Source organism: Pseudoxanthomonas japonensis (assembly GCF_010093445.1).
Classification (GTDB): Bacteria; Pseudomonadota; Gammaproteobacteria; order Xanthomonadales; family Xanthomonadaceae; genus Pseudoxanthomonas_A; species Pseudoxanthomonas_A japonensis.
This window is the reverse complement of the sequence record NZ_PDWW01000004.1, coordinates 1-24,307: the sequence shown is the minus strand read 5'-3', so window position 1 is coordinate 24,307 and position 24,307 is coordinate 1. Positions and strand designations below refer to the sequence as shown.

23 protein-coding genes and 1 pseudogene are annotated in these 24,307 nt (G+C 67.8%); 15 read left to right on the top strand and 9 right to left on the bottom strand.

Features of this window, described 5'->3' with window-relative positions:
• Window positions 1–60: 60 nt before the first annotated feature.
• The 4 genes from CSC78_RS04515 to CSC78_RS04500 all read right to left on the bottom strand — a co-directional run bounded on the left by CSC78_RS04515 (window position 61) and on the right by CSC78_RS04500 (window position 4,598).
• Window positions 61–639, bottom strand: coding sequence for an LON peptidase substrate-binding domain-containing protein (locus CSC78_RS04515; protein WP_162336719.1), 579 nt, complete (start codon window positions 637–639; stop codon window positions 61–63).
• Window positions 640–758: 119 nt separating this feature from the next.
• The gene (mpl, locus tag CSC78_RS04510; RefSeq protein ID WP_274379344.1) at window positions 759–2,120 is read right to left on the bottom strand and encodes a UDP-N-acetylmuramate:L-alanyl-gamma-D-glutamyl-meso-diaminopimelate ligase; all 1,362 of its coding nucleotides are present in this window, start codon (window positions 2,118–2,120) and stop codon (window positions 759–761) included.
• Between the two features lie 48 nt (window positions 2,121–2,168).
• Window positions 2,169–3,878 (bottom strand): cellulase family glycosylhydrolase, encoded by a 1,710-nt coding sequence (locus tag CSC78_RS04505; protein ID WP_162336718.1) that lies wholly within the window; start codon window positions 3,876–3,878, stop codon window positions 2,169–2,171.
• Between the two features lie 141 nt (window positions 3,879–4,019).
• On the bottom strand, window positions 4,020–4,598 hold the full coding sequence (locus tag CSC78_RS04500) for an adenylate kinase (protein WP_162336717.1): 579 nt from the start codon (window positions 4,596–4,598) through the stop codon (window positions 4,020–4,022).
• A gap of 122 nt (window positions 4,599–4,720) precedes the next feature.
• Between CSC78_RS04500 and CSC78_RS04495 the strand changes: the two genes are divergently transcribed.
• From CSC78_RS04495 to CSC78_RS04485, 4 genes are all read left to right on the top strand, one after another.
• Window positions 4,721–5,977 (top strand): 6-phosphofructokinase, encoded by a 1,257-nt coding sequence (locus CSC78_RS04495; RefSeq protein WP_162336716.1) that lies wholly within the window; start codon window positions 4,721–4,723, stop codon window positions 5,975–5,977.
• A 7-nt stretch (window positions 5,978–5,984) separates the two neighbouring features.
• Window positions 5,985–6,377 carry a DUF488 domain-containing protein gene (locus tag CSC78_RS04490; protein ID WP_162336715.1) on the top strand — a complete coding sequence of 131 codons (393 nt, stop codon included), beginning with the start codon at window positions 5,985–5,987 and terminating at the stop codon, window positions 6,375–6,377.
• Between the two features lie 70 nt (window positions 6,378–6,447).
• Window positions 6,448–6,579, top strand: coding sequence for a hypothetical protein (locus CSC78_RS19155; RefSeq protein WP_274379343.1), 132 nt, complete (start codon window positions 6,448–6,450; stop codon window positions 6,577–6,579).
• A gap of 34 nt (window positions 6,580–6,613) precedes the next feature.
• Window positions 6,614–6,982 (top strand): nuclear transport factor 2 family protein, encoded by a 369-nt coding sequence (locus tag CSC78_RS04485; RefSeq protein ID WP_162336714.1) that lies wholly within the window; start codon window positions 6,614–6,616, stop codon window positions 6,980–6,982.
• Between the two features lie 3 nt (window positions 6,983–6,985).
• Here the strand turns inward: CSC78_RS04485 and CSC78_RS04480 are convergent, their stop codons facing one another.
• Window positions 6,986–7,507, bottom strand: coding sequence for a hypothetical protein (locus CSC78_RS04480; RefSeq protein WP_162336713.1), 522 nt, complete (start codon window positions 7,505–7,507; stop codon window positions 6,986–6,988).
• A gap of 260 nt (window positions 7,508–7,767) precedes the next feature.
• On the opposite strand from CSC78_RS04480, the pseudogene CSC78_RS04475 reads away from it, so the two are divergent.
• Window positions 7,768–9,795: pseudogene (locus tag CSC78_RS04475) on the top strand (sodium-translocating pyrophosphatase); the annotation flags it as partial.
• Window positions 9,796–9,855: 60 nt separating this feature from the next.
• The gene (locus CSC78_RS18975) at window positions 9,856–10,191 is read left to right on the top strand and encodes an OmpA family protein (RefSeq protein ID WP_238391164.1); all 336 of its coding nucleotides are present in this window, start codon (window positions 9,856–9,858) and stop codon (window positions 10,189–10,191) included.
• Between the two features lie 225 nt (window positions 10,192–10,416).
• On the opposite strand, the gene CSC78_RS04470 is transcribed toward CSC78_RS18975, so the two are convergent.
• On the bottom strand, window positions 10,417–10,965 hold the full coding sequence (locus CSC78_RS04470) for a hypothetical protein (RefSeq protein ID WP_162336711.1): 549 nt from the start codon (window positions 10,963–10,965) through the stop codon (window positions 10,417–10,419).
• Window positions 10,966–11,424: 459 nt separating this feature from the next.
• Window positions 11,425–12,453, bottom strand: coding sequence for a LysR family transcriptional regulator (locus CSC78_RS04465; RefSeq protein ID WP_162336710.1), 1,029 nt, complete (start codon window positions 12,451–12,453; stop codon window positions 11,425–11,427).
• A 131-nt stretch (window positions 12,454–12,584) separates the two neighbouring features.
• Here CSC78_RS04465 and CSC78_RS04460 point away from each other — a divergent pair, with 131 nt between their 5' ends.
• From CSC78_RS04460 to CSC78_RS04425, 8 genes are all read left to right on the top strand, one after another.
• Window positions 12,585–12,812, top strand: coding sequence for a hypothetical protein (locus tag CSC78_RS04460; RefSeq protein ID WP_162336709.1), 228 nt, complete (start codon window positions 12,585–12,587; stop codon window positions 12,810–12,812).
• Window positions 12,809–13,276, top strand: coding sequence for a hypothetical protein (locus CSC78_RS04455; RefSeq protein WP_162336708.1), 468 nt, complete (start codon window positions 12,809–12,811; stop codon window positions 13,274–13,276). Before CSC78_RS04460 ends, CSC78_RS04455 begins: the two co-directional genes overlap by 4 nt.
• Before the next feature lie 5 nt (window positions 13,277–13,281).
• Window positions 13,282–14,079, top strand: a complete 798-nt coding sequence (locus CSC78_RS04450) for an SDR family NAD(P)-dependent oxidoreductase (RefSeq protein WP_162336879.1) — start codon at window positions 13,282–13,284, stop codon at window positions 14,077–14,079.
• A 125-nt stretch (window positions 14,080–14,204) separates the two neighbouring features.
• Window positions 14,205–15,410 carry an efflux RND transporter periplasmic adaptor subunit gene (locus CSC78_RS04445; protein WP_162336707.1) on the top strand — a complete coding sequence of 402 codons (1,206 nt, stop codon included), beginning with the start codon at window positions 14,205–14,207 and terminating at the stop codon, window positions 15,408–15,410.
• Between the two features lie 215 nt (window positions 15,411–15,625).
• Window positions 15,626–18,796 (top strand): efflux RND transporter permease subunit, encoded by a 3,171-nt coding sequence (locus tag CSC78_RS04440; RefSeq protein ID WP_162336706.1) that lies wholly within the window; start codon window positions 15,626–15,628, stop codon window positions 18,794–18,796.
• Between the two features lie 31 nt (window positions 18,797–18,827).
• Window positions 18,828–19,577, top strand: a complete 750-nt coding sequence (locus tag CSC78_RS04435; RefSeq protein ID WP_162336705.1) for an SDR family oxidoreductase — start codon at window positions 18,828–18,830, stop codon at window positions 19,575–19,577.
• Window positions 19,571–20,986 carry an efflux transporter outer membrane subunit gene (locus CSC78_RS04430; protein ID WP_162336704.1) on the top strand — a complete coding sequence of 472 codons (1,416 nt, stop codon included), beginning with the start codon at window positions 19,571–19,573 and terminating at the stop codon, window positions 20,984–20,986. Before CSC78_RS04435 ends, CSC78_RS04430 begins: the two co-directional genes overlap by 7 nt.
• A gap of 174 nt (window positions 20,987–21,160) precedes the next feature.
• Window positions 21,161–21,658, top strand: a complete 498-nt coding sequence (locus CSC78_RS04425) for an acyloxyacyl hydrolase (RefSeq protein WP_162336703.1) — start codon at window positions 21,161–21,163, stop codon at window positions 21,656–21,658.
• A 153-nt stretch (window positions 21,659–21,811) separates the two neighbouring features.
• Here CSC78_RS04425 and CSC78_RS04420 read toward each other — a convergent pair whose 3' ends face one another.
• Together CSC78_RS04420 and CSC78_RS04415 are read right to left on the bottom strand one after the other, a co-directional pair.
• Window positions 21,812–22,318, bottom strand: coding sequence for a lipocalin family protein (locus CSC78_RS04420; protein ID WP_379608831.1), 507 nt, complete (start codon window positions 22,316–22,318; stop codon window positions 21,812–21,814).
• A gap of 153 nt (window positions 22,319–22,471) precedes the next feature.
• The gene (locus tag CSC78_RS04415) at window positions 22,472–22,825 is read right to left on the bottom strand and encodes a BON domain-containing protein (protein WP_162336701.1); all 354 of its coding nucleotides are present in this window, start codon (window positions 22,823–22,825) and stop codon (window positions 22,472–22,474) included.
• A gap of 169 nt (window positions 22,826–22,994) precedes the next feature.
• On the opposite strand from CSC78_RS04415, the gene CSC78_RS04410 reads away from it, so the two are divergent.
• The gene (locus CSC78_RS04410) at window positions 22,995–24,035 is read left to right on the top strand and encodes an oxidoreductase (RefSeq protein WP_162336700.1); all 1,041 of its coding nucleotides are present in this window, start codon (window positions 22,995–22,997) and stop codon (window positions 24,033–24,035) included.
• The last annotated feature ends 272 nt before the right edge of the window (window positions 24,036–24,307 follow it).

The window sequence follows — 24,307 nt, the reverse complement described above, 5'->3', positions numbered from 1 at the left end:
GACTCTACGACCCTCTGATGAATCACGGGAGCCGGGCGAACCCGGCGTATGGCGGCGCCGTCAGTCGATCCACTCCAGCAGGCGCTGCAGGCGGGCGTTGACGTCGTTCTCCTGAAGCAGCGACACGCGCTGCAACGGCGTGATGGGCAGCACCTGTGCAAGCCGCCAGCCGACCCACCCGGCATGTTCGAACACACGCGCAGGCAGCTTGCTGATGTCGGTGCCCACCTTCTCCATCATCGTCTGCAGCAAGGTGCCCAGCAGCGCATGCTCCGGCAGGATCTCGAGATCCTCATCCGAATGCAGCCATTCCACGTCGGCCATGACCAGTCCGTTGTCGCGCACGCGCGTGCGCACCACGTGGAAGCGGCGATGCCCGCGCACGCGCAGCGACAGCAGGCCGTCCTCGCCCATGTCGAAGTTCTCGATCAGCGCCTCGACCCCATACGCCGCCGGCGTGGCAGGCGCGCCGGCTTCGCTGCCTTCCAGGATCAGACAGACACCGAAACCGGTGCCGGAGCGTCCGCAATCGCGCACCAGATCCAGATAGCGCCGCTCGAAAATGCGCAGATCCATCGCCGCACCGGGCAACAGCACCTTGTGCAGGGGAAACAGCGGAAGCGATTCGACGGACGTCATGCGCGCAGTGTACGGAACCGCGACCGCAGATGCCCGCCAGCGCCGTCAATGTGAACTCATCGGCCGGCACTCCCGACCGCGACACGGTCCGCGTTTCCACTCGGACCGTGAACTGCGGATCACCCGTCCTGCAGTGCCGCCAGAAAACGTCGCGGTGCGCCGTCGAAACCGCCGTTCGACATGAACACCACATGGTCGCCGGGGCGCGCCTGCGCCTTCAGCGCGGCGATCAGCGCATCGGCATCGGGCACGGTGCGCGCGTCGCCACGGATCGCGGCGACGACCTTGCCGGCATCCCACGCCAGTTCCGGGCGATGCAGGAACACCACGCCATCGGCGATGTCGAGCGACGGCGCCAGCGCCTCCGCATGCGCGCCGGAGCGCATCGAATTGCTGCGGGGCTCCATCGCCACCAGGATGCGTGCGGCGCCGACGCGCGCGCGCAGGCCCTCGAGCGTTGTGTGGATGGCGGTGGGATGGTGGGCGAAATCGTCGTAGATGGTGATGCCATCGTGCTGGCCGATCACTTCCAGCCGCCGCTTGACGCTGCGGAACGCGGCCAGCGACGGCAGCACGGTGGCCACGTCGACACCGACCGCATGGCAGGCGACCAACGCAGCGAGTCCGTTCAGCACGTTGTGACGGCCGAGCATCGGCCAGTGCACCTCACCGATCTCGGTGTCGTGGTGGCGCACGGCGAAGGCGCTGCCGTCCTCGCGGATAAGACGTGCGCTCCATTCCATCGCGGCATCAAAACCGAAGCGCTCCACAGGTGTCCAGCAGCCCATCGCCAGCACCTCCGCCAGGCGCGCATCCTCACCGTTGACGATCAGGCGGCCGCGGCGCGGCACGGTGCGGACGAGATGGTGGAACTGGCGCTGGATCGCCGCCACGTCCGGGAAGATGTCGGCGTGGTCGTACTCCAGGTTGTTGAGGATCGCGACCAGCGGGCGGTAGTGGACGAACTTGCTGCGCTTGTCGAAGAACGCGGTGTCGTACTCGTCCGCCTCGACGACGAACTCACGGCCGCCACCGATGCGCGCGGACGCGCCGAAATCCTCAGCCACGCCGCCGATCAGGAAGCCCGGTGAGCGGCCTGCCGCGTCCAGCAGGTAGGTCAGGATGGTCGTCGTGGTGGTCTTGCCGTGGGTGCCGGCGACCGCCAGCGTGTCGCGGCCGGGCAGCACGCGCTCGGACAGCCACTGCGCGCCGGAGATGTAGCGGCGGCCCTGGTCGAGCACGGCCTCGACGGCCGGGTTGCCGCGCGACAGCGCGTTGCCGATCACGATCTCGTCGCAGTCCGGCGCGATGTTCTGCGGCTGGTAGCCCTGCGCCAGCGCGATGCCGAGCTTTTCGAGCTGGGTCGACATGGGCGGGTAGATGGCCTGGTCGCTGCCTTCGACCGTGTGGCCGAGTTCGCGCGCCAGGGCGGCGACGCCGCCCATGAACGTACCGGCGATGCCGAGGATGTGGATCTTCAAGACGGGACTTCCGTGGAAACTGCGCAGACTTTAGCCGAGCGCGCCGGGTCAGCGCGAGAAGCGCAGCGTCTGCAGATCGACGGTGCCGCTCTCACCCTTCACCACCAGCGTATTGCGGCCCGGCGCCAACACCAGGCCACGGAACCCGCGCGCCCTGTCCACGGCGCCCACCGGCGTGCCGTTGAGCACCAGCGACACGCGCCCCTTGCCCTGCCCGTCCAGCGCCAGCCGGTAGGACCCGCCTGCGCCCGCGTCGAAGGTGTACTTCAGCCATTCACCGCGCTGCAGGCCGGCGACATACAACTGCCCGCCGGCGCCCTTGCCGAGGTCGACGCCATCGTTGCGGTACGTCATCGCCGGATTCCACACCACGCGTTCGCCGCCATCGGAGATATGGTGGTTGGCGGGCGTCAGATCGAAGTACGCGACGCCGTTGCGGCCCATGTCGAAGTCGACGGCGGCGATGGCACCGCCCGCCTCGCCGATCACGTGCGCCCTGAACGGCACCGACTGGTCCGAATGCGGTGCGCGGAACAGCGCATCGATCACGTCCGGATGCTGCACGTTGTTGTCGTAGCGCACGTCCTCTTTGGCGAAGCGCATCAGCGCGGCTTCGGCGGCCTCCGCGGACGGCTTCGGACCCTCGCCCTTCCAGTAGGCCAGCACCTGCCGGTAGCCCTCGTTCGGCACCACCTGCAACGGGTTGTTGTAGCGGATCTTCTTCAGCGGCCACCACGCCCAGCCGATCCCCTCGCCTTCCACCAGCGCGACGGTGCGCGCGAACCAGTCGTTGGAGTTCTCGCCGGTCTCGCCCAGCCACAACGGCATGTTGTGCTTGTCGCGCAGCGCCAGCGAGTCGGCGATGCTCTCGCGGGTGGTGGCGTTCCAGTACTTGTGGAAGCTGATGACCAGGTTATCGTCCCATGGGCCGTCGTCGAGCACGCCGCGGTAGTTGTTGCCCCAGCAGTTGCCCTCGATGACGATGATGTGGCGTTTGTCCACTTCGCGGATCGCGCGCGTGGTGCGCACCAGCAGGTCCTTCAGCGGTGCGTTGCCGTCTTCCTTGCAACCGTTGGTGTCGGCCTTGTCGGCGAAACCCCAGTTCGGCTCGTTGATGATGTCGTAGGCGGCGATGTAGGGCTCGTCCTTGTACCGCTGCGCCAGCTGCTTCCACAGCGCGACCATCTTGTCCTGGTGGCGCGGATCCTCCCATAGCGAGGGCGTCGCGGGATCGCGGTCGGCGATGTTGTTGTCGTTGCCCTGCCCGCCCGGTGCCGCATGCAGGTCGAGGATCAGGTAGAGATCGTTGGCCTTGGCCCAGGCCAGCAGGTCGTCGGTGCGGCGGAAGCCTTCCTCGACCCAGGTCTGCCGGCCTGGCACCGGCTCCTGTTCCACCGGCAGCGTGTACAGCGCGTAGTGCATCGGCAGGCGGACGGAGTTGAACCCCCAGCGCGCCATCGCATCGATGTCGGCCTTGGTGGTGTGGTGGTCGCGCCAGGCCTGGTAGAAGGCGTCGGCCTTCTCCGGACCGATCAGCCCGGCGATGCGCGCATGGATGCTGCGCTGCGTGCCCACGCCGTCGATGTCGAGCATGTAGCCTTCCTGCAGCATCCAGCCGCCCAGGCCCATGCCGCGCAGGATCACCGGCTTGCCACTGGCATCGACGATCTGCGTGCCCTGCGCGCGCAGGAAGTCCTTGGCGTACGCGGTCGGCGGCAGGCACAGGCAGGCGAGCAGCAGGCAAGCGATGCGCTTCATCGACGACTCCGGACGGTCCTTCGGGACCGCGACCATAACAGCCGCTCCACCCGCGAAGCGCTGTGCACCATCACAGCCCCGGAAAGCAGAAGCCCCGCATGGGCGGGGCTTCTGAAGGAACTGCGAGGTGGGGAACGGGCGTCAGCCCACTTCCTTCGCCGGCGCCAGCGCCTCGGTGATGCGGGTGAACACCTCGTCCAGCGAGCCGACGCCGTCGACGACGGTCAGTTCGCCCTGCTGGCGGTAGAAGTCGATGACCGGTGCGGTCTGGTCGGTGTAGACCTGCAGGCGCTTGCGCACGGATTCCGGATTGTCGTCGGCGCGGCCCTCGGCCTTGGCGCGGCCGGCAATGCGCTCGACCAGCAGGTCGGTCGGCACGTCCAGCTGCACCGCGAAGTCGAACTTCTGCCCCAGCTTGGCCAGCAGCTGGCCCAGCGCCGCGGCCTGCACCAGATTGCGCGGATAGCCGTCGAGGATGAAGCCGGCCCGGGTGTCGTCGCGGGAGAAGCGGTCTTCCAGCATGCCGAGCAGGATGTCGTCGCTGACCAGCTCGCCGCGCGCCATCACTTCCTTTGCCTGCAGACCCAGCGGGCTGCCGGCGGCGACTTCGGCGCGCAGCAGGTCGCCGGTGGAAATATGCGGTACCTGCAGGTAGTCCTTCAGGCGCGCTGCCTGAGTGCCCTTGCCCGACCCGGGGGGGCCCAGTAGAACCAATCGCATGCTGTCACTCTCCCGAACTGGAATCCTGCGGGCGGTGGATCGCGCCGGGCGCCGGGCGCCGCGCTGCACCGCGTCATCTGTGTGAAGCTTACCGCATCCCCGCACCCCGGAACGAACTCCACATGGCGTCTGGCACCCTACTTTATGCGCAGTCCGGCGGCGTCACCGCCGTCATCAACGCCTCTGCATCGGCGGTCATCACCGAAGCGCGGGCCCGCAAAATCAAGGTCTTGGCCGCGCGCAACGGCATCCTCGGCGCCCTGCGCGAGGAGCTGATCGACACCAGCAAGGAATCGGCCGCCGCCATCCGCGCCCTCGCCCACACCCCGGGCGGCGCCTTCGGCAGCTGCCGGGTCAAACTGAAATCGCTGGAGGCCGACCGCGCGAAATACGAGCGCCTGCTGGCCGTGTTGAAGGCGCACGACGTGCGCTACTTCCTCTACAACGGCGGCAACGATTCAGCCGACACGGCGTGGAAGGTGTCGCAGCTGGCGCAGGCCTTTGACTACCCGCTGACCTGCATCGGCGTGCCGAAGACGGTCGACAACGACCTCGCCGTCACCGATACCTGCCCCGGCTTCGGTTCGGCCGCGAAGTACACCGCCGTCTCCGTGCGCGAGGCCGCGCTGGACGTGGCCGCGATGGCGGAGACCTCCACCAAGGTGTTCGTCTACGAAGCCATGGGCCGCCACGCCGGCTGGCTGGCCGCGGCCGCCGGCCTGGCCGGGCAGACCCGCGACGAGGCGCCGCACCTGATCCTGTTCCCCGAGCGTCCGTACGACGAGGCCGACTTCCTCGCCCAGGTGAAGAAAACGGTGGAGCGCGTGGGCTGGTGCGTGGTGGTCGCCAGTGAAGGCATCCAGTACGCCGACGGCCGCTTCGTCGCCGATGCCGGCGGTGGCAAGGACTCCTTCGGCCATACGCAGCTCGGCGGCGTGGCGTCGTACCTGGCCGGTCGCGTAAAGGACCAGCTGGGCATGAAGGTGCACTGGACCCTGCCCGACTACCTGCAGCGTTCGGCGCGCCACATCGCCTCGAAGACCGACTGGGAGCAGGCGCAGGCCGTCGGCAAGGCGGCGGTGCAGTACGCACTGAAGGGCCAGAACGCGGTGATGCCGGTGATCGTGCGCACCTCCGATGCGCCGTTCCGCTGGAAGATCGAGGCCGCGCCGCTGTCGAAGGTCGCCAACCACGAAAAGAAATTCCCGCCCGCCTTCATCCGCAAGGACGGCTACGGCATCACCGACAAGGCGCGCACCTACCTGCAGCCGCTGATTCGCGGCGAGGCCTACCCACCCTACGGCGCCGACGGCCTGCCGAAGTACGTGGCGCTGAAGAACGTGGCGGTGAAGAAGAAGCTGCCGGCGTGGGAAGGCTGACGGACGGATGTCCGTCCGCATCGCCCGCCTAGGCAGTCCGCGTACGAAGGACGAAGGCCTGCGCATCGGCACGGCGCGCAGGCCGCCGCGCGGCGTGCCGAAATCGGAGTTCGCCTCGCAGGACTGGTACGACGTCTGGTATCCGAACCTCGCACCCAGCGCTGAGCTGGTGAAGCAGGCACAGGACGCGGACACGCCCAACGCCTGGGCCGTTTTCGTGAAGCAGTATCGGGCCGAGATGGCCACGCCCGACAACGCCCGCACGCTGGCCCTGCTGGCGGCGTTGTCGCACCACAGCGCCTTCTCGGTCGGCTGCAACTGCCAGGACGAAGCGCATTGCCACCGTTCGGTGCTGCGCGCGTTGCTGGACGAACGCGGCGCCCGCCTCAAGGCAGGATGACTTCAGGCACCGGCCCGGTGCCTGCGGCGGTGCTAGCGTGGGATCGTCGCCACGCTACCGGGAGTCCGCCATGTTCCGCAAAGTGCTCGTCGGATTGCTTGCCGTCGCCATCGGCCTCGCCATCGCCGGTGCCGGCTATCGCTTCGGCCAATACCTCGCACAGAAGGACGATGCGGCACCGCCCGCGCACACGACGTCTTGAAGCTCGCCAATGTCCATCGCGCTAGCATGGCGCGATGAACGACCTGCTCGCCGAACTGACGACGCTCGAAACCGAGCTCCACCATCCCGGTACGACCTGCACGCGCGAGCGGCTGGAACGCCTGCTGCATCCGGACTTCCACGAAGTCGGCCGGTCGGGCGCGCGCTACACGCGGCAGGCCGTCATCGACTTCCTTGCCGATCGCGGCGCTCCGCCGCAGGTGATCGCCTACGATCACCGCATCGAGCAACTCGCGGCCGACATGGCACTGCTGCACTTCGGCTCGCATGAAGTCGCCGCTGACGGAACGCATCGCCATGCCGCGTTGCGCATGTCGGTATGGCGGCGAACGTCGGCCGGATGGCAACTGCACTACCACCAGGGAACACCCACCGCGCCGTAAGCCTCAGCGGCAGGCGTTGCCCTCGATATCCAGTTTCGCCGCGAACAACGTCAGCGACGGCGCCTGTGCGGCGGTGCCGGCCTGCTGCTTCGCATCCTGCAGGTAGATGCGCGACTGGCCCTGCCCATCGAGCGGCGGCGGCGTGGCACTGCCCGGCTTGCGCCACACGCGCAGAACGGCCTGCCGCGAAGGACAGGCCGCGTCCGGTACGCGGATCACGTCGTTGAGTTTCCAGCCCGCGGCGACCGATGGCTTTGCCTTGTCGAAGTCGACGAAGCGCGCGCGCGGCTGGCAATGCGTGCTGGTGCGCACCGGCGCGTAGCGGTAGGGCTGCGCGGCGTCGCCGGTGAAGGCGCCTTCCAGTCGGGCGCAGGCCTCGGGAATCTGCCGCAGCGTGTGCACGGCGCCGACGGCCTGCGGCGCGCCCGCGGGACGCTGGATCTCCGGCACGGGATCGGCCGCACGCAGCGGCGATGCCACCAGCAGGCACGCGACGAGCAGGGGAAGTGCGACGGTCTGACGCATGGCAACTCCTTGAAACGGATACGAAAACACGATCAGGGTCGCAAGGCTGGCACGGAATGCCTGAACCGGTCCGTCACCGCTGGCGGCCCGCAGCGCATCCGGTCATACTCGGGCCAGCTCCAGGGATGTCTGAACAAGGGTTTCGTGCTGCAGTCCATCGCAGCGGTCGAGTGCGCTCAATCGTTCAACAGGCTCCACCGGGATTGGGTTGCGTGTTCATGCTTTCTGCTGGACGACATCCATCAACCTTGGGAGGGGTCATGCTGGAACAACACGGTTTGACGCTGGCGCTGATCTGCGCCGGCGTGGCGATCATCTACGGCGTGGTGGCGGCGCGCTGGATCCTGAAACAGCCCGCGGGCAACGCCCGCATGCAGGAAATCGCGGCGGCCGTGCAGGAAGGCGCCAGCGCCTACCTCAACCGCCAGTACACCACCATCGGCATCGCCGGCGCCGTCCTGCTCGTGCTGATCGGCTTCTTCGTTTCGTGGCCCAGCGCCATCGGCTTCCTGATCGGCGCGGTGCTGTCCGGCGCCGCCGGCTACATCGGCATGAACGTGTCGGTCCGCGCCAACGTGCGCACCGCCGAAGCGGCGAACAAGGGCATGAGCGCCGCGATGGACGTGGCCTTCAAGGGCGGCGCCATCACCGGCATGCTGGTCGTCGGCCTGGGCCTGCTGGGGGTGGCCGGCTACTACGCCGTGCTCCACCTGCATCTTGGCTACGGCACCGCCGACGCGCTGCATGCGCTGGTCGGCCTGGCGTTCGGCTCCTCGCTGATCTCGATCTTCGCGCGCCTTGGCGGCGGCATCTTCACCAAGGGCGCCGACGTCGGCGCGGACCTGGTGGGCAAGGTGGAAGCCGGCATCCCCGAGGACGATCCGCGCAACCCGGCGGTGATCGCCGACAACGTGGGCGACAACGTCGGCGACTGCGCCGGCATGGCGGCCGACCTGTTCGAAACCTACGCGGTCACCATCATCGCGACCATGCTGCTGGGCAGCCTGATGATGGCGCAGGCAGGCGAACACGCCGTGCTCTATCCGCTGGTGCTCGGCGGCGTGTCGATCATCGCCTCGATCATCGGCGCGATGTTCGTGAAAGTAAAAGCCGGTGGTTCGATCATGGGCGCGCTGTACAAGGGCGTGATCGTGTCGGGCGTGCTGGCCGCCATCGCGTTCTATCCGATCACCACGCAGCTGATGGCGGATTCGGCCTACGGCGCGATGAACCTGTACTTCTGCGCCCTGGTCGGCCTGGTGCTGACGGGCGTGATCGTCTGGATCACCGAGTACTACACCGGCACCCAGTACGCACCGGTCAAGCATGTGGCCGCGGCATCGACCACCGGTCACGGCACCAACATCATCGCCGGCCTGGGCGTGTCGATGCGTTCGACCGCGTGGCCGGTGGTGGCGGTGTGCATCGCGATCCTCGGCGCCTACGCGCTCGGCGGCCTGTATGGCATCGCCATCGCCGCGACGGCGATGCTGTCGATGGCCGGCATGATCGTCGCGCTGGATGCGTACGGCCCGATCACCGACAACGCAGGCGGCATCGCGGAAATGGCGGAACTGCCGCCGGAGATCCGCAACATCACCGATCCGCTGGATGCCGTCGGCAATACCACCAAGGCGGTGACCAAGGGTTACGCGATCGGCTCGGCCGCACTCGCCGCGCTGGTCCTCTTCGCCGACTACACGCACAACCTGCAGACCGCGCACCCCGGCACGATCTTCACCTTCGACCTGTCCAACCACCTGGTGATCGTCGGCCTGCTGATCGGCGGCCTGATTCCCTACCTGTTCGGCGCAATGGCGATGGAAGCCGTCGGCCGCGCCGCGGGCAGCGTGGTGGAGGAAGTGCGCCGGCAGTTCCGCGAGATTCCCGGGATCATGGCGGGCACGGCCAAGCCGGACTACAGCAAGGCCGTCGACATGCTGACCAAGTCGGCGATCAAGGAAATGATCGTGCCGTCGCTGCTGCCCGTGATCGTGCCGATCATCGTCGGCCTGCTGCTCGGTCCGCAGGCGCTGGGCGGCCTGCTGATCGGCACCATCGTCACCGGCCTGTTCGTCGCCATCTCGATGACGACCGGCGGCGGCGCGTGGGACAACGCCAAGAAGTACATCGAGGACGGCCACCACGGCGGCAAGGGCAGCGAGGCGCACAAGGCCGCGGTCACCGGCGACACCGTCGGCGATCCCTACAAGGACACGGCCGGCCCCGCGATCAATCCGCTGATCAAGATCATCAACATCGTCGCGCTGCTGCTGGTGCCGGTGTTGCCGGTCAACGGCTGGCTGGGCAGTCCCACGTCGTCGGAGGTGGCCGCGCACGCGGCGCCGATGACGGGCAGCGAGGTGGTGGACGGTCGCAGCGCGCGCATCCTGTTCGACAGCGGCTCGGCGGTGGTGCCCGCGGACACCAGCGCGCGCCTGTCCGGCGTGCTGGGCACGCTGGGTGCCTATCCCGCCGCCCACGTGCGCGTCTCCGGCTTCCACGACGCCAGTGGCGATGCGGCTGCGAACGAAGCCTTGGCGAAGCAGCGCGCGGAAGCCATCCAGCAATGGCTGGTGGTGAACGGCGTGGCCGCCGAACGCATCACCCTGGACAAGCCGGCGCAGACCACCGGCAGCGGCGATGCCGATGAAGCCAGGCGTGTGGACGTGCTGGTGGAATAACCAGCGGCGGCATGACGTACAAGAAAGGGCGGCCATTGGCCGCCTTTTTTTGCAGTTCTGTAGGAGCGACGTGAGTCGCGACCGCGCGCTGTCCGTACACGGAAGCGACATCCGGAGATGAATGGGGAAGCGCCTGGCTTCCAGCCTACCTGCCTGTCCGAGGACTCATGCCATGTGAGGCCGTGCGGTCGCGACTCACGTCGCTCCTACAGTGCACTCCCCCGATCACGACGTCGGCTGCAGCGCCACCACACGCACATCGACGTCCTTGCACGCGTCGTCCTTGCAGATGCCATTCACCCAGGCCTCGCCGTTGCCGAACATCACGCCCTTGTAGTTGACCATCAGCTGCGAGTACTTCTGCCGCTTGATCGCTTCGGCGATGGCCGGCGTCATGATGCGGTCGTACTCGCGCACGAAGGCGTCGGCATCGGCCACCTTCAGCGGCTGGCCGTCGCGCACGGTGGAGAACGGGTAGTCGACCAGCGCGGCCACAGCGGCTTCGTCGTTCGCCGTCACCGCCTGCTGGAGCTGCCGGATCACGGCCTCGTAGCGGACGTGGTCGCCCAGCACCTCGTCGATGGCCTGGTTGACCGCGAGCGGGTCGTCGACGACCTCGGCGACGGGAAGCGTGGTTGCAGGCGATGCGGACGTCGCATCGGCGGACGCCGCCGCGGGCGGTGCGGCATCGGCGGCCGGTGGTGCGGCATCGGGCGCGGCGGGTGTGCAGCCCGCCAGCCACAGCGCCGCGAACACGGCGATCGGAGTCTTCATCGTGCGGATTCCTGGTCAGGTGGAGACGCGGTGCGACAGACCATCCATGGCGACAACCCAACTCCGGCGATGCGACCCCATCCTAGCCAGCCCCGCGCGCGATTGCGTTCGGGAATCGTTAGGGCGGGGCGTCCGGACTTCGCGCGCCGCGCGGCTTGCGTTACGCAGCATCAGCGCCGTCGTCCCAGCGAACGCTGGGACCCATGTTGCCTTTGCCCGGGCTCGTGAGCAGCCACAGCACAGGCAAGCGACCCTGAAGCTCAGCTTGCGCCGGAATGACATCCCGGAGGCCGCTGTCTATCCAGATTTCCAAACACTCATCGACGCCCGACGCGCCCCATTCCGATCGCAGCACCGTCGTCCCGGCGAACGCCGGGACCATCTTGCTCCGCTGTGGCCGAACGACGAAAAGCCCATGGATCCCAGCGTTCGCTGGGATGACGGCAATGTGCACTTCCGTCAGCTCAGCACATCGGCCAACACCTTCCGCCCGACCGCAGCGGCCGCCTCGACTTCCGGCGTCGCTTCGGCTGCCGCACGCGCTTCGGCCTGTTGCTGCAAGTACACCGGGCAGTGCTGCATCATGTAATCGACATCGAACTTCATCCGCTCGACCAGGAAGTCGACGAACGCGCGTACCTTCGGCGACTGCACGTGGCCGCGCGGGAAGACGGCATTGAATTCGTACTCGGGCCCGGTCCAGCCGGCCAGCACGCGCTGCAGGTGGCCCTGCTCCAGGTAGGGCTTCACCATCACGTCGGCGCCCAGCATCAGGCCTTCGCCGCACAGCAGCGCGCCCTTCAGCGCGGCCGGATCGTTGGCCACCAGGATGGGATTGATCGGGTAATCGCGCTCGCCCTCGGTGCCATGCAGCGTCATCGCCCAGCCGTTGCCGCTGCGGTGCTTCTGCATCGCCAGTACGCGGTGGTGCTGCAGGTCGTCCGGGTGCAGCGGCTCGCCGTACCGCGCCAGGTATTTCGGGCTGGCATACACCTGTGTGCGCAGGGTACTGAGGCGGCGCGCGACCAGGTTGGAATCCGGCAGGCTGCCGACACGCAGCGCGACGTCGATCTCGCCGGAGATCAGGTCGAGCGTGTCGTTGGCGAGCAGCATCTCCACGCGGATTTCGGGGTACTGCGCATGGAACTCGCCCAGCAGCGGCGCGATCTTGTCGATGCCGATCGAATACGGCGCGGTGAAGCGCAGCCAGCCGCGCGGGCCGGCGTGCAGCTGGCTGACCGCGCTCGCCGCTTCGTTCAACTCGCGCGCGATGCGCTGGCAATGCTCGTAGTAGACGTTGCCCGCCTCGGTGAGGCCGAGCTTGCGCGTGGTGCGATGGAGCAGCTGCGCGCCGAGGCGTGTCTCCAGTTCCTGCACCTTGCGGCTGACGGTGGTCTTGGGCAGGCGCAGCACGTTGGCGGCAGCGATGAAGCTGCCCTGCTCCACCACCTTGACGAAGATCAGGGTGTCGTTGAGATCGTGGCTCATCGTGGGGACTCCGGTAGGCGAAGGGCACATTGGCCCGCTGACGGGATGATTATTCCCCTAAATCAGGACTAATCAAGTCCTCATTGTGGGCGTACCTTGGCACCCATCGTCCTCCACCGGGTACCGCCCCCATGCTGCTCGCCCGTCTCTTCCAGTCGCTGGAACACCCCGAAGACTCCCGTGAAGTCACGTCCGAGCGGGCTTTCCGACGCAGCAAGAGCCTGCTGCTGCGTGATGTCTCCGGTCATGTGGCTGCGCCGCGTTCGCAGCGTGGCGGGGTGGTCGGTGGCGGCCGGCGGTTGGGCAGCCTGATGTCTGTTTCCGGGATTATCCCGGTCACGGGAGGATTCATCCCATGAGCGGGACACTCGCCCGCCGTGTTCCGACGAACGGCAGCACATCCGACCCAGGCTGCGCGCACGCCTCGCAACTGCGCCTCGCACACTGCCGGGCGTTCGTCGCCCCGGCGATCGACAGCACGCAGGATCGTGCAATCGCACAACAGGATCCGGATATCGCCATCGCGGCGCCGGTCGCCAGACTGGCCGCCATGCCCGCTTCCCTTCCGACTGCCGCCTTGCGCTGGCTGCGCGCCGTTTCGCGCACGCTGGCCGAACGCTTCCGCAGGCCGACCGACCCGTCGTCATCCTCCCCCGCGACGGGTCGGTCCGCCATGCGCCTGCCGTTCGTGCGCAAGACCACCGGCTTCCGCGAGTTCACCCTGCCGCGCCACCTGGCCGACGGCGGTGCGCTGCGCCTGCGCGTGAAGTCGGCCGGCGTAAGCACGCGCATCTTGCCCGTCGCCGGGCGGAGGCTGCCGTGACCACGATGAAGGACGCCCTGACGCCCGGCGCGCTGGTGCTGGGGGCGAGCGGCAACGTCGGTTTCGGCGTGGTCGGCGCGCTGCTGGAAGCCGGCTGCCCGGTACTCGCCGTCGGTCGCGAAGGTCCGCGCATGAGCGCGCTGGCCGAGCATTTCGAGGACGAGCCCGGCCTGCAGCTGCTGCACTCGCCGTGCATCCACGACGACCGCGGCGCCGCGCGCCTGGCCGATGAAGTGCGCGAACGCGGCCGTCCGCTGCGCGCGGTGTTCGCCAGCATCGGTACGCCGCTGCAGGCGGGACGCCTGCTGGATCGCCCGGCGTCGTTCCTGCTCGAGAAGCTGGAAGCGGACCTGATCCCGCATCTCGCCGCCGCACGCCATCTGTTGCCGCTGCTGTCGGAAAGCCAGACCGCCGCCAACTACGTGCTGATCGGTGGCCCGTATGCGGAACGCGGCTGGTCGGGCTACGGCCATGCGTCGGTGACCGGCGCTGCGATGCGCATGCTGACCCAGGTGCTGCATGAGGAAGCGCAGACGATGGGCGTACGCGTGCAACTGCTGTCGGTCGACAAGCCGGTATGCACGCCCGAGAACGCCGTCAATGCCTGCGCGGAATGGCCGAATGCGCTGGCGGTCGGCCGCAGTGCGGTTTCGTTGCTGTCGCGGAGCGGTCGTGCCGCGCAGTCGATCGTCACCTGGTCGGCGCACGATGCCAAGCCGCCGGAGCAGACGCTCGCCCGCGACTTCGAGGACGCGCTGTTCGCCGTGGCCGGGGCCAAACGCAACGGCCGCGCGTCCGCCTGACTGTCACGCCATCGCGTTCCCCTTCGTCCTTGTCCCGATGCCGATGTTCCGCTTGACCTCAACCTGACTTCAGGTCGCACCCTTCCCACCCGTTTTCCTCCTCTCCCCCAAAGAGACCACCACCCATGAACACGCACTCCCCTTCTTCTCCGCGGTCGCAGCGCCTGCTGGCGCTCGCCGCGTTCAGTGCACTCGCCATCGCGGTGCTGGCCGGCTGCAGCGGCCAGGCCGCCGAGAATGGCGCACCGCCACCGCCGGAAGTCAGTGTCGCCGCCGTGCCGGTCAAGTCCATCAGCCAGTGGGATGAATTCAGTGGCCGCGTCGAAGCCATCGAGCACGTCGATCTGCGTCCGCGCGTCTCCGGCTACATCGACCGCGTCGTCTACACCGAAGGCCAGGAAGTGAAGAAGGGCGACGTGCTCTTCACCATCGACGCCCGCAGCTACCGCGCCGAACTGGCGCGCGCGCAGGCCGAACTGGCCCGCGCACGGACCCAGGCCGAACTCGGCCGCAGCGAAGCTTCGCGCGCCAAGCGCCTGGCCGACCTGCAGGCGTTGTCGACCGAGGAGTACGAGCAGCGTCGCGCCAACGCGGATCAAGCGGGTGCGAATGTCGCCGCGGCGCAGGCCGCGGTGGAGACCGCCCGCCTCAACCTGGAATGGACCCAGGTGCGCGCCCCCATCGACGGCCGCGCCGGCCGTGCGCTGGTCACCGCCGGCAACCTGGTCAGCGCCGGCGATGCCGCCAGCGTGCTGACCACGGTGGTGTCGCTGGACAAGGTGCACGTGCATTTCGACGCCGACGAACGCGCCTTCCTGCGCTACGCCGAAATGGCACGCAAGGGCGAACGCCCGAGCGAGCGTGATGGCAAGGTGCCGGTGCAGGTCGCGCTGGCGGACGAGTCGGACTTCCCGCATGCGGGCACGGTCGACTTCCTCGACAACCAGGTCGACCGCAGCACCGGCACCATCCGCGCGCGTGCCGTGCTCGACAACGCCGACCGCACGTTCACGCCGGGCCTGTACGCCCGCGTGCGCCTGCTCGGCAGCGGCGAGTTCAAGGCCGCGCTGGTCGACGACAAGGCGGTGCTGACCGACCAGGACCGCAAGTACGTCTATGTGGTCGACAAGGAAGGCAAGGCGCAGCGCCGCGACGTGAAGGTGGGCCGCATGGCCGATGGCCTGCGCATCGTCGAGCAGGGCCTGGCCGCCGGCGACAAGGTCATCGTCAGCGGCGTGCAGAAGGTCTTCTTCCCGGGCATGCCGGTGCAGGCCAAGGCCGTGGCGATGGGTGCGAGCGACGCGCCGGCCGCTGCGGTCGCCATGAAGTAACCAGCGTCGCCCCCGCGCAGGCGGGGGCCCAACGACTTTCGCATCAGCGTGAGGAAAGTCGCTGGGTTCCCGCCTTCGCGGGAATGACGGCAGGGGATCCGCGCGATCTGATCGATCACCGCATCCCACGCCATCCAGCGCCAGACATCGATTCCCTCCACGGTCCATGCGGACAGTGGTGAGCCCTTTGCATCTTCCCTCCAGGAAATCCACCCATGGACTTCTCCCGTTTCTTCATCGACCGGCCGATCTTCGCGGCAGTGCTGTCGATCGTGATCTTCGCCGCCGGCCTGATCTCGATCCCGCTGCTGCCGATCGGCGAATACCCCGAAGTGGTGCCGCCCTCGGTGGTCGTGCGTACCGTGTACCCGGGCGCCAACCCCAAGGTCATCGCCGAAACCGTCGCCACGCCGCTCGAGGAAGCCATCAACGGCGTCGAGGACATGATGTACATCAAGTCGGTCGCCGGCTCCGATGGCGTGCTCTCGCTGACCGTGACCTTCAAGCCGGGCACCGATCCCGACGAGGCCGCGGTGCGCGTGCAGAACCGCGTGGCGCAGGCGCAGGCGCGCCTGCCCGAGGACGTGCGCCGCCAGGGCGTGACCACGCAGAAGCAGTCGCCGGTCTTCCTGATGGTGGTCCACCTGACCTCCAGCGACGGCAAGTACGACTCGCTGTACCTGCGCAACTACATGCGCCTGCACGTGAAGGACGAACTGGCGCGCATCCCCGGCGTCGGCGACGCGCAGCAGTTCGGCGGCGGCGACTACGCCATGCGCCTGTGGCTGGACCCGGACAAGGTGGCCGCGCGCGGCATGACCGCCGGCGACGTGCTGCGCGCCGTGCGCGAGCAGAACGTGCAGGTCTCGGCCGGCCAGCTCGGCGCCGAGCCGATGCCGAACGGCAGCGACTTCCTGCTGCCGATCAACGCCAAGGGCCGCCTGGAAAGCGTCGAGGAATTCAGCAACATCGTGCTGAAGAGCGGCGCCGATGGCGAGATCGTGCGCCTGGCCGACGTGGCCCGCATCGAGCTGGCGGCCGGCGACTACACGCTGCGCGCGCGACTGGACGGCAAAAACGCGTCCGCCATCGGCATCTTCCAGGCGCCGGGCGCGAATGCGCTGGAGATCCGCGACGCCGTCGTGGCCAAGATGGACGAGCTGCGCCCGACCCTGCCGCCGGGCGTCGAGATCCAGTCGATCTACGACACCACGGTGTTCGTGCGCGACTCCATCAAGTCGGTGATCAGCACGCTCCTGGAAGCCACCCTGCTGGTGGTGCTGGTGGTGATCCTGTTCCTGCAGACCTGGCGCGCCTCGATCATCCCGCTGCTGGCGGTGCCGGTGTCGGTGGTCGGTACGTTCGCCGTGCTGCACCTGCTGGGCTACTCGATCAATACGCTGACGCTGTTCGGCCTGGTGCTGGCCATCGGCATCGTGGTGGACGACGCCATCGTGGTGGTGGAGAACGTCGAACGCCATATCGAACATGGCGCGACGCCGCTCGAAGCCGCGCACCTTGCCATGAAGGAAGTCTCCGGCCCCATCATCGCGATCGCGCTGGTGCTGTGTGCGGTGTTCGTGCCGATGGCGTTCCTGACCGGCGTCACCGGCCAGTTCTACAAGCAGTTCGCGGTCACCATCGCCATCTCCACGGTGATCTCGGCGATCAACTCGCTGACCCTGTCGCCGGCGCTGGCCGCCAAGCTGCTGCAGCCGCACGGCGCGCCGAAGGATCGCCTGTCGCGCGTGATCGACCGGCTGTTCGGCTGGCTGTTCCGGCCGTTCAACCGCTTCTTCAAGCGCAATTCCGAGCGCTATGAAGGCGCGGTGGGTCGTGCGCTGGGCCGTCGTGGCGCCGTGTTCGTGGTGTATGCCGTGCTGCTGGTCGGTGCGGGCCTGATGTTCCGCGCGGTGCCGGCCGGCTTCATCCCGGTGCAGGACAAGCAGTACCTGATCGCCGGCGTGAAGATGCCGGAAGGCGCGTCGATCGAACGCACCGACGCCACGCTGAAGAAGATGGCCGCCATCGCGATGAAGGTCGAGGGCGTGGAACACGAAGTCGCGTTCCCCGGCCTGAACCCGTTGCAGTTCACCAACACGCCCAACAACGGCGTGGTGTTCTTCACCCTGAAGCCGTTCAACGAACGCTCGCGCAGTGCCGAAGAAATCACCGCCGAACTGAACCAGAAGTTCGCCGGCATCCAGGAGGGCTTCACCTTCGCCTTTATGCCGCCGCCCATCCAGGGCCTGGGCAACGGCTCCGGCTGGTCGCTGTTCGTCGAGGACCGCACGCGCCTCGGCTACGGCGAACTGCAGAACGCGGTGCAGGCCTTCCAGGGTGCGGCGTCGCAGACGCCGGGCCTGGGCTTCCCGATCAGCAGCTACCAGGCCAACGTGCCGCAGCTGGATGCCGAGGTCGACCGCGTGAAGGCCAAGGCGCAGGGCGTGCCGCTGACCGAACTGTTCGACACGCTGCAGACCTACCTGGGCTCGGCCTACGTCAACGACTTCAACATGTTCGGCCGCACCTGGCAGGTGATCGCCCAAGCCGATGGTCCGTTCCGCGACAACGTCGAGGACATCGCCAACCTGCGCACCCGCAACGCCAACGGCGAGATGGTGCCGGTGGGCAGCATGGTGAACATCAAACAGACCTACGGCCCCGACCCGGTGATCCGCTTCAACGGCTATCCGGCCGCCGACCTGCTGGGCGAAGCCGACCCGCGCGTGCTGTCCTCCGGCGAAGCGATGGCCAAGGTCACCGAACTGGCGCAGCAGGTGCTGCCGCCGGGCATGGGCATCGACTGGAGCGACCTGAGCTACCAGCAGGCCACCCAGGGCAAGGCCGCGCTGGTGGTGTTCCCGCTGGCGGTGATGCTGGCCTTCCTGGTGCTCGCTGCGCTGTACGAAAGCTGGACGCTGCCGCTGGCGGTGATCCTGATCGTGCCGATGACGCTGCTGTCGGCGCTGGCAGGCGTGTGGCTGGTGGGTGGCGACAACAACGTGTTCGTGCAGGTCGGCCTGGTGGTGCTGATGGGCTTGGCGTGCAAGAACGCCATCCTGATCGTCGAGTTCGCCCGCGAGCTGGAGCTGCAGGGCAAGGGCATCGTCGAATCAGCACTGGAATCCTGTCGCCTGCGCCTGCGTCCGATCATCATGACGTCGGTGGCGTTCATCGCCGGCACCGTGCCGCTGGTGCTGTCCAGCGGTGCCGGCGCCGAGGTGCGCTCGGTCACCGGCATCACCGTCTTCGCCGGCATGGTGGGCGTCACCCTGTTCGGCCTGTTCCTGACGCCGGTGTTCTACGTGGCCCTGCGCAAGCTGGCCAACAAGCCGCTGGTCTCCCACGCCCCCGCCGCCGACACGGCAACGGCACATCACTGATCCACTCCATCTACTCAAGCGAGGTCATGCCATGAACGTTTCTTCCAAGATCGCCCTCGTCACCGGTGCCACCCGCGGCATCGGCCGCGAGACCGTCCGCCAGCTGGCCGAGGCCGGCGTGCATACCCTGCTGGCCGGCCGCAGCCGCGACAAGGCCGTCGAAGCGGTGCTGGACCTGCAGGCCCAGGGCCTGCCTGTCGAGGCCATCTCACTCGACGTCACCGACCCGGCCAGCATCGCCGCCGCCGTCAAGGAGGTCGAGCAGCGCCACGGGCGGCTCGACATCCTGGTCAACAACGCCGGCATCATGGTCGACGATGTCACCAAGGGCGTGTCCGGCCAGTCGCTCGACACCTGGCGCACCACGTTCGACTCCAACCTGTTCGGCCTGATCGAAACCACCCAGGCCTTCCTGCCGCTGCTGCGCAAGTCGAACGCCGGCCGCATCGTCAACGTGTCCAGCCTGCTCGGCTCGCTGTCCGAGCACCAGAATCCGGAGTCCTTCATCTACGGGTTCAAGGGCGTGCCGGCGTACAACGTCTCCAAGAGCGCGGTGAACGCGTGGACCATCCACCTGGCGCACGAGCTCAAGGACACCGGCATCAAGGTCAACACCATCCACCCGGGCTACGTGCAGACCGACATGAACAAGTCGGGCGACCAGCAGAACGGCGAGCTGTCCGTGCCGGAAGGCGCGCGCACCAGCGTGCAGCTGGCGTTGATCGACAACGATGGCCCGACCGGCGGCTACTACTACTTCGACCAGGTGCTGCCATGGTGATCCGCCCGCTCGTCCTCGGCGTCGCCGCCGTGCTGCTGGCGGGCTGCGTGACCGTGGGGCCGGACTACGCGGCCCCGCAGACCGCGCCGGCCACGTTGCAGCAGGCCGGTGCCGTCGACTACGTGACCGACCATCCGGTCGCCGCGTGGTGGAGCCAGTTCGACGACCCGGTGCTCGACCAGCTGGTGCGCGAAGCCCTGCTGGCCAACCTCGACGTGCGCATCGCGGTGTCGCGCGTCAACGAGGCCCGCGCGGTGTTCTCCGAACGCCGCCTGGACCTGGCGCCGCACGTCACGATGGGTGTCGAAGGCACCCGCACCAAGCAGCCGGTCGAAGGCCAGGGTCGCGTGGAGACGGACAGCTACTCCGCCGGTTTCGATGCCGCGTGGGAACTGGACCTGTTCGGCCGCGTGCGCCGCAGTGCCGAGGCCGCGCATGCGGACCTGCAGGCGCAACGCAACGACCTGCAGGCCGTGCAGGTCACGGTGGCCGCCGAAGTGGCGCGCAACTACTTCGAGCTGCGCGGCACGCAGAAGCGGCTGGACGTATCGCGGCGCATCCTGCAGACGCTGGGCGAGACCCAGCGCCTGACGGAGTCTCGCTTCGACCTCGGCGCGGGCAGCCAGTTGGAGGTGCAGAGCAGCCTGGCCCGCGTGCGCGCGGTCGAAGCCGAGGTGCCGATGCTCGAGGCGGCCGAAGGCCAGTCGCGCCACCGGTTGGCCGTGCTGGTCGGCCAGCGCCCGGGAGAACTGGATGCGCTGCTGGTCCCGCGCGAAGCCCCGGCCTTCGCCAAGGCGCTACCGATCGGCGACACCACCGAACTGCTGCGCCAGCGGCCGGACGTGCGTGCGGCGGAGCGTCGCCTGGCCGCTGCCACGGCCCGCGTCGGCGTGGCGACGGCGGACCTGTTCCCGCGGGTCAGCCTGCGCGGCTTCATCGGTTTCCTCTCCGGTGGCTGGGGCAACCTGGTCAACGGCGACAACCGCGCCTGGCAGGTGACGCCCTCGATCAGCTGGGCCGCGTTCGACATGGGCAGCGTCCGCGCTCGCCTGCGTGCGAGCGAGGCGCAGGCCGACGGCGTGGCCGCGCAGTACGAGCAGGCCGTGCTGGGCGCGCTGGAGGAAACGGAGAACGCACTGCTGTCCTATGCCAAGCAGCAGGCGCAGCTGAAACTCAGACTGGAACAATCCGTTGCCGCCCGCCGCGCAGCAGAACTGGCCGAAGTCCGGTATCGTGCCGGCTCGTCGGACTTCCTCACCCTGCTGGATGCACAACGCACGCAACTCGCGGCGGACGATGCACTGGCGCAGGCCGAGGCCGGCGTCAATGTCGGCGTGGTGACGATCTACAAGTCGCTGGGCGGCTGGGGCGAACAGGATGTCGCGCCCGCGCTGGCGGCGCTGCCCTGATACGTTTCCATCACGCCGTCTTTTCGATGGCGCATTGCATGCTGCGTCCACCACGGGCGCAGCCCACCCACTGATCGAGTGTCATCCGTGCCCGTTGCAGATCCTGTTTCCACCGCTGCTGTTTCCCACCGCCCTTCCCCACTCCCCCGCGTCGCCTACCGGCTGGCGCTGGGCATGATGTTGGCCGTCGCCGGCACGCAGGCGATGGCGACCGAGCCGCGCACCGCCTGGTATGTACAAGGCGGCGTGGCCGAGGATGCCCAGTCGCTGACGGTTGGCGCCAGCCGCGACTGGCGCTGGGAAAAGCAGTACCGCTATGGCCATGTGAGCGGCCAGTGGCAGGGCGAGGTCGCCCGTTGGCACAGCGAGAGCCAGAACAGCACCCAGGTCGGCGTCACGCCGGCGCTGCGCTGGCGCCCGAACGGCTGGCGCGAGGGCTGGTTCGTCGAGGGCGGTATCGGCGTGAACGTGATCTTCCCGAAGTACAACACGCGCTCGAAGGAATTCAGCACCACCTTCAATTTCGGCGACCACATCGCCATCGGCAAGCAGTTCGGCGCCGACCGGCAACACGAATGGTCGTTGCGCTTCCAGCACTTCTCCAACGCGCGCATCGAGAACCCGAATCCGGGCGAGAACTTCCTGCAGTTCCGGTACACGCGCAGGCTGTAACCGAGGCATCGCTTCTTTGTAGGAGCGACGCAAGTCGCGACCGGAAACTACCAACACGTCGGCATCCTTCCGCGCGCGGCTTCCGACAACACCTTGCTACTCGTGCCGTGCGGTCGCGACTTACGTCGCTCCTACAACAGCGGAACATGCTGCTTACCTCAGCGGCGCCGCCATGATCAGCGGCTTCAGGTCGTAGCCCATCGCCTCGGCCTTGGCTTTCAACTGGTCGAACTGCGCGCGATCCATCGTCGGTTCGCGCGACAGGATCCACAGATACTTGCGGTCCGGCTCGCCGACCATCGCCCACCGGTAGTCCGGATCCAGCGCGATCACCCAGTAGTCGGCCCACACCATCGGTACCCAGGACAGCCAGTCGGGCGCGAAGCGTACTTCCAACCGGCCGGGGTGACCTTCCACCGGCCGCGCGACACCCTGCGACTCGTCCATGCTGCCGTCTTTCGTCCTGCATGCATTGAGCACGCCGATCTTGCCTGGCGCATCCAGCGAATAACTCGCGGTGATGTCACCCACGCACTGCCGCTGGAAGAACATCGGCAGGTGCGCGATCTCATGCCACTGGCCCGCATAACGCGAGATGTCCAGTTGCGGCACGGACGTCACCGGTTCGACCGCCTGCGCGGACAGCGTCGCGCAGGCCATCAGTGCGATCGCGGACAGTCGGGTCAGGCAACGGCGGCTCATCGGTCACTCCGGGCGATTGAATCGGCGGACGGCATACGTCCCGGACAGAGAAGCGGATGCACCCTGTGCCGGCATGCATCCGCTTCGTGCCACACACGCTATTAGAGGTGCTCAGCGCGAGGCGAGGGTCAAGCCGCTGGCCTCGACGGACTTCACGCCCTTGATCTGCTTGGCGACGGCGATCGCCTTGTCCTTCTGCGCCTTGCTGGCGACGGCGCCGGACAGCGTCACCACGCCGTCGACGGTTTCGACCTTGATGTCGAGGCCCGAGACGTTCTCGGTGGCGAGCAGATCAGCCTTGACCTTGGTGGTGATCCAGGTATCGGTCACCGGCTGGCTCGAATCGTTCTGGGCATTCTCCTCCGGCTCGTTCGGCGGATTGGCCGCCATCACGTGCGAGGCGGAGAACAGCAGCGCCGTCGACAGGGCGGCGGCGAGCAGCGAACGGCTATGCAGATGCTTCATGATCTTCCTCCTGGTCGTGTTGCGGAACGAGTGTCGGCGCCACGGCGTACAACACGCGTGAAAAATGCCGTTCCGTTCATGCCCGTGTTGCGCGGGATTCACGCACGTGCACGCCGGATCAACACGGCGCGTGCATTACCATGGCGTCCTGCCCAAGGACACGCTGCGCATGGATACTCCACTCAAGGTCGCACTGGTCGGCTATGGCTTCGTCGGCAAGGTGTTCCACGCACCGCTGATCCAGGCCACCCCCGGCCTGGCATTGCATACGGTGGTGTCGCGGGACGCTGAGAAGGTGCACGCCGACTGGCCCGATGTCGCAGTGACGCCTGACGCGGACGCCGTCTTCTCCGATGCCCGGATCGACCTGGTGGTGATCGCCTCGCCGAACGGCACGCACGCGCCCCTCGCGATCGCGGCCCTGGCGCAGGGCAAGCATGTCGTCGTCGACAAGCCGTTCACCGTCACGCTGCAGGAAGCGCATGAGGTCATCGCCGCGGCGGATGCGGCGAACCGCCTGGTCAGCGTCTTCCAGAACCGGCGCTGGGATGCGGATTTCCTGACGGTGCAGCGGCTGATCGCCGATGGCGAACTGGGCCGCGTGGCGGAGTTCCATTCGCACTTCGATCGGTTCCGTCCCGTCGTGCGGGACCGCTGGCGCGAACGCGACGAACCCGGTGGCGGCCTCTGGTACGACCTCGGCCCGCACCTGCTCGACCAGGCGGTACAGCTGTTCGGGCTGCCACAGGCGGTGAACGCCGACATCGCGCGGCTGCGTGACGGCGCGAAAGCGCCCGACTACTTCGACGTCACACTGCGCTACCCGGGCCATCGCGCCATCCTGCATGCATCCGCGCTCGTCGCCGGCAACGGCCTGCGTTTCGCGGTGCATGGCACGCAGGGCAGCTACCTCAAGCACGGGCTGGACGTGCAGGAAGACCAGTTGCGGGCCGGCGTGGTGCCGGGCACGGACGGCTGGGGCGTGGATACGCGCGCCGGTGAACTCGTGCAGGAACGCGAGGGGCGGCTCGTCGCCGCCGTCGCGCACGCCGAGGTCGGCGACTATCGCCGCTACTACGCAGGCATGCGCGACGCGATCCAACTCGGGCACCCCGTCCCGGTGACACCGCAGCAGGCGCTCGATGTCATGCGGCTGATCGAGCTGGGCATGCGGAGCAGCGAGGCGCGGCGGGAGATTCCACTGGAGTAGCTCGCCGCTTTTCTGTAGGAGCGACGTCAGTCGCGACCGCACGCCCTAATGTCTGCACGACCTCAAGGGCGAGAATAGAGTTTCGTCGGCAAGGTCGCTTGACCCGGCGCCGACATCGATCAAGTTGCTCGGTCGCGACTGACGCCGCTTGTGTCTGCGGTTACCCCTAGAGTTGTGGCGGAGAGCGATGTGCGGCAGGCCGACAGGCCGCTGTGTTCGAGCACGTGTAGGAGCCAGGGCCGCCGCACATCGACCTCGATCCATAGCCCGAA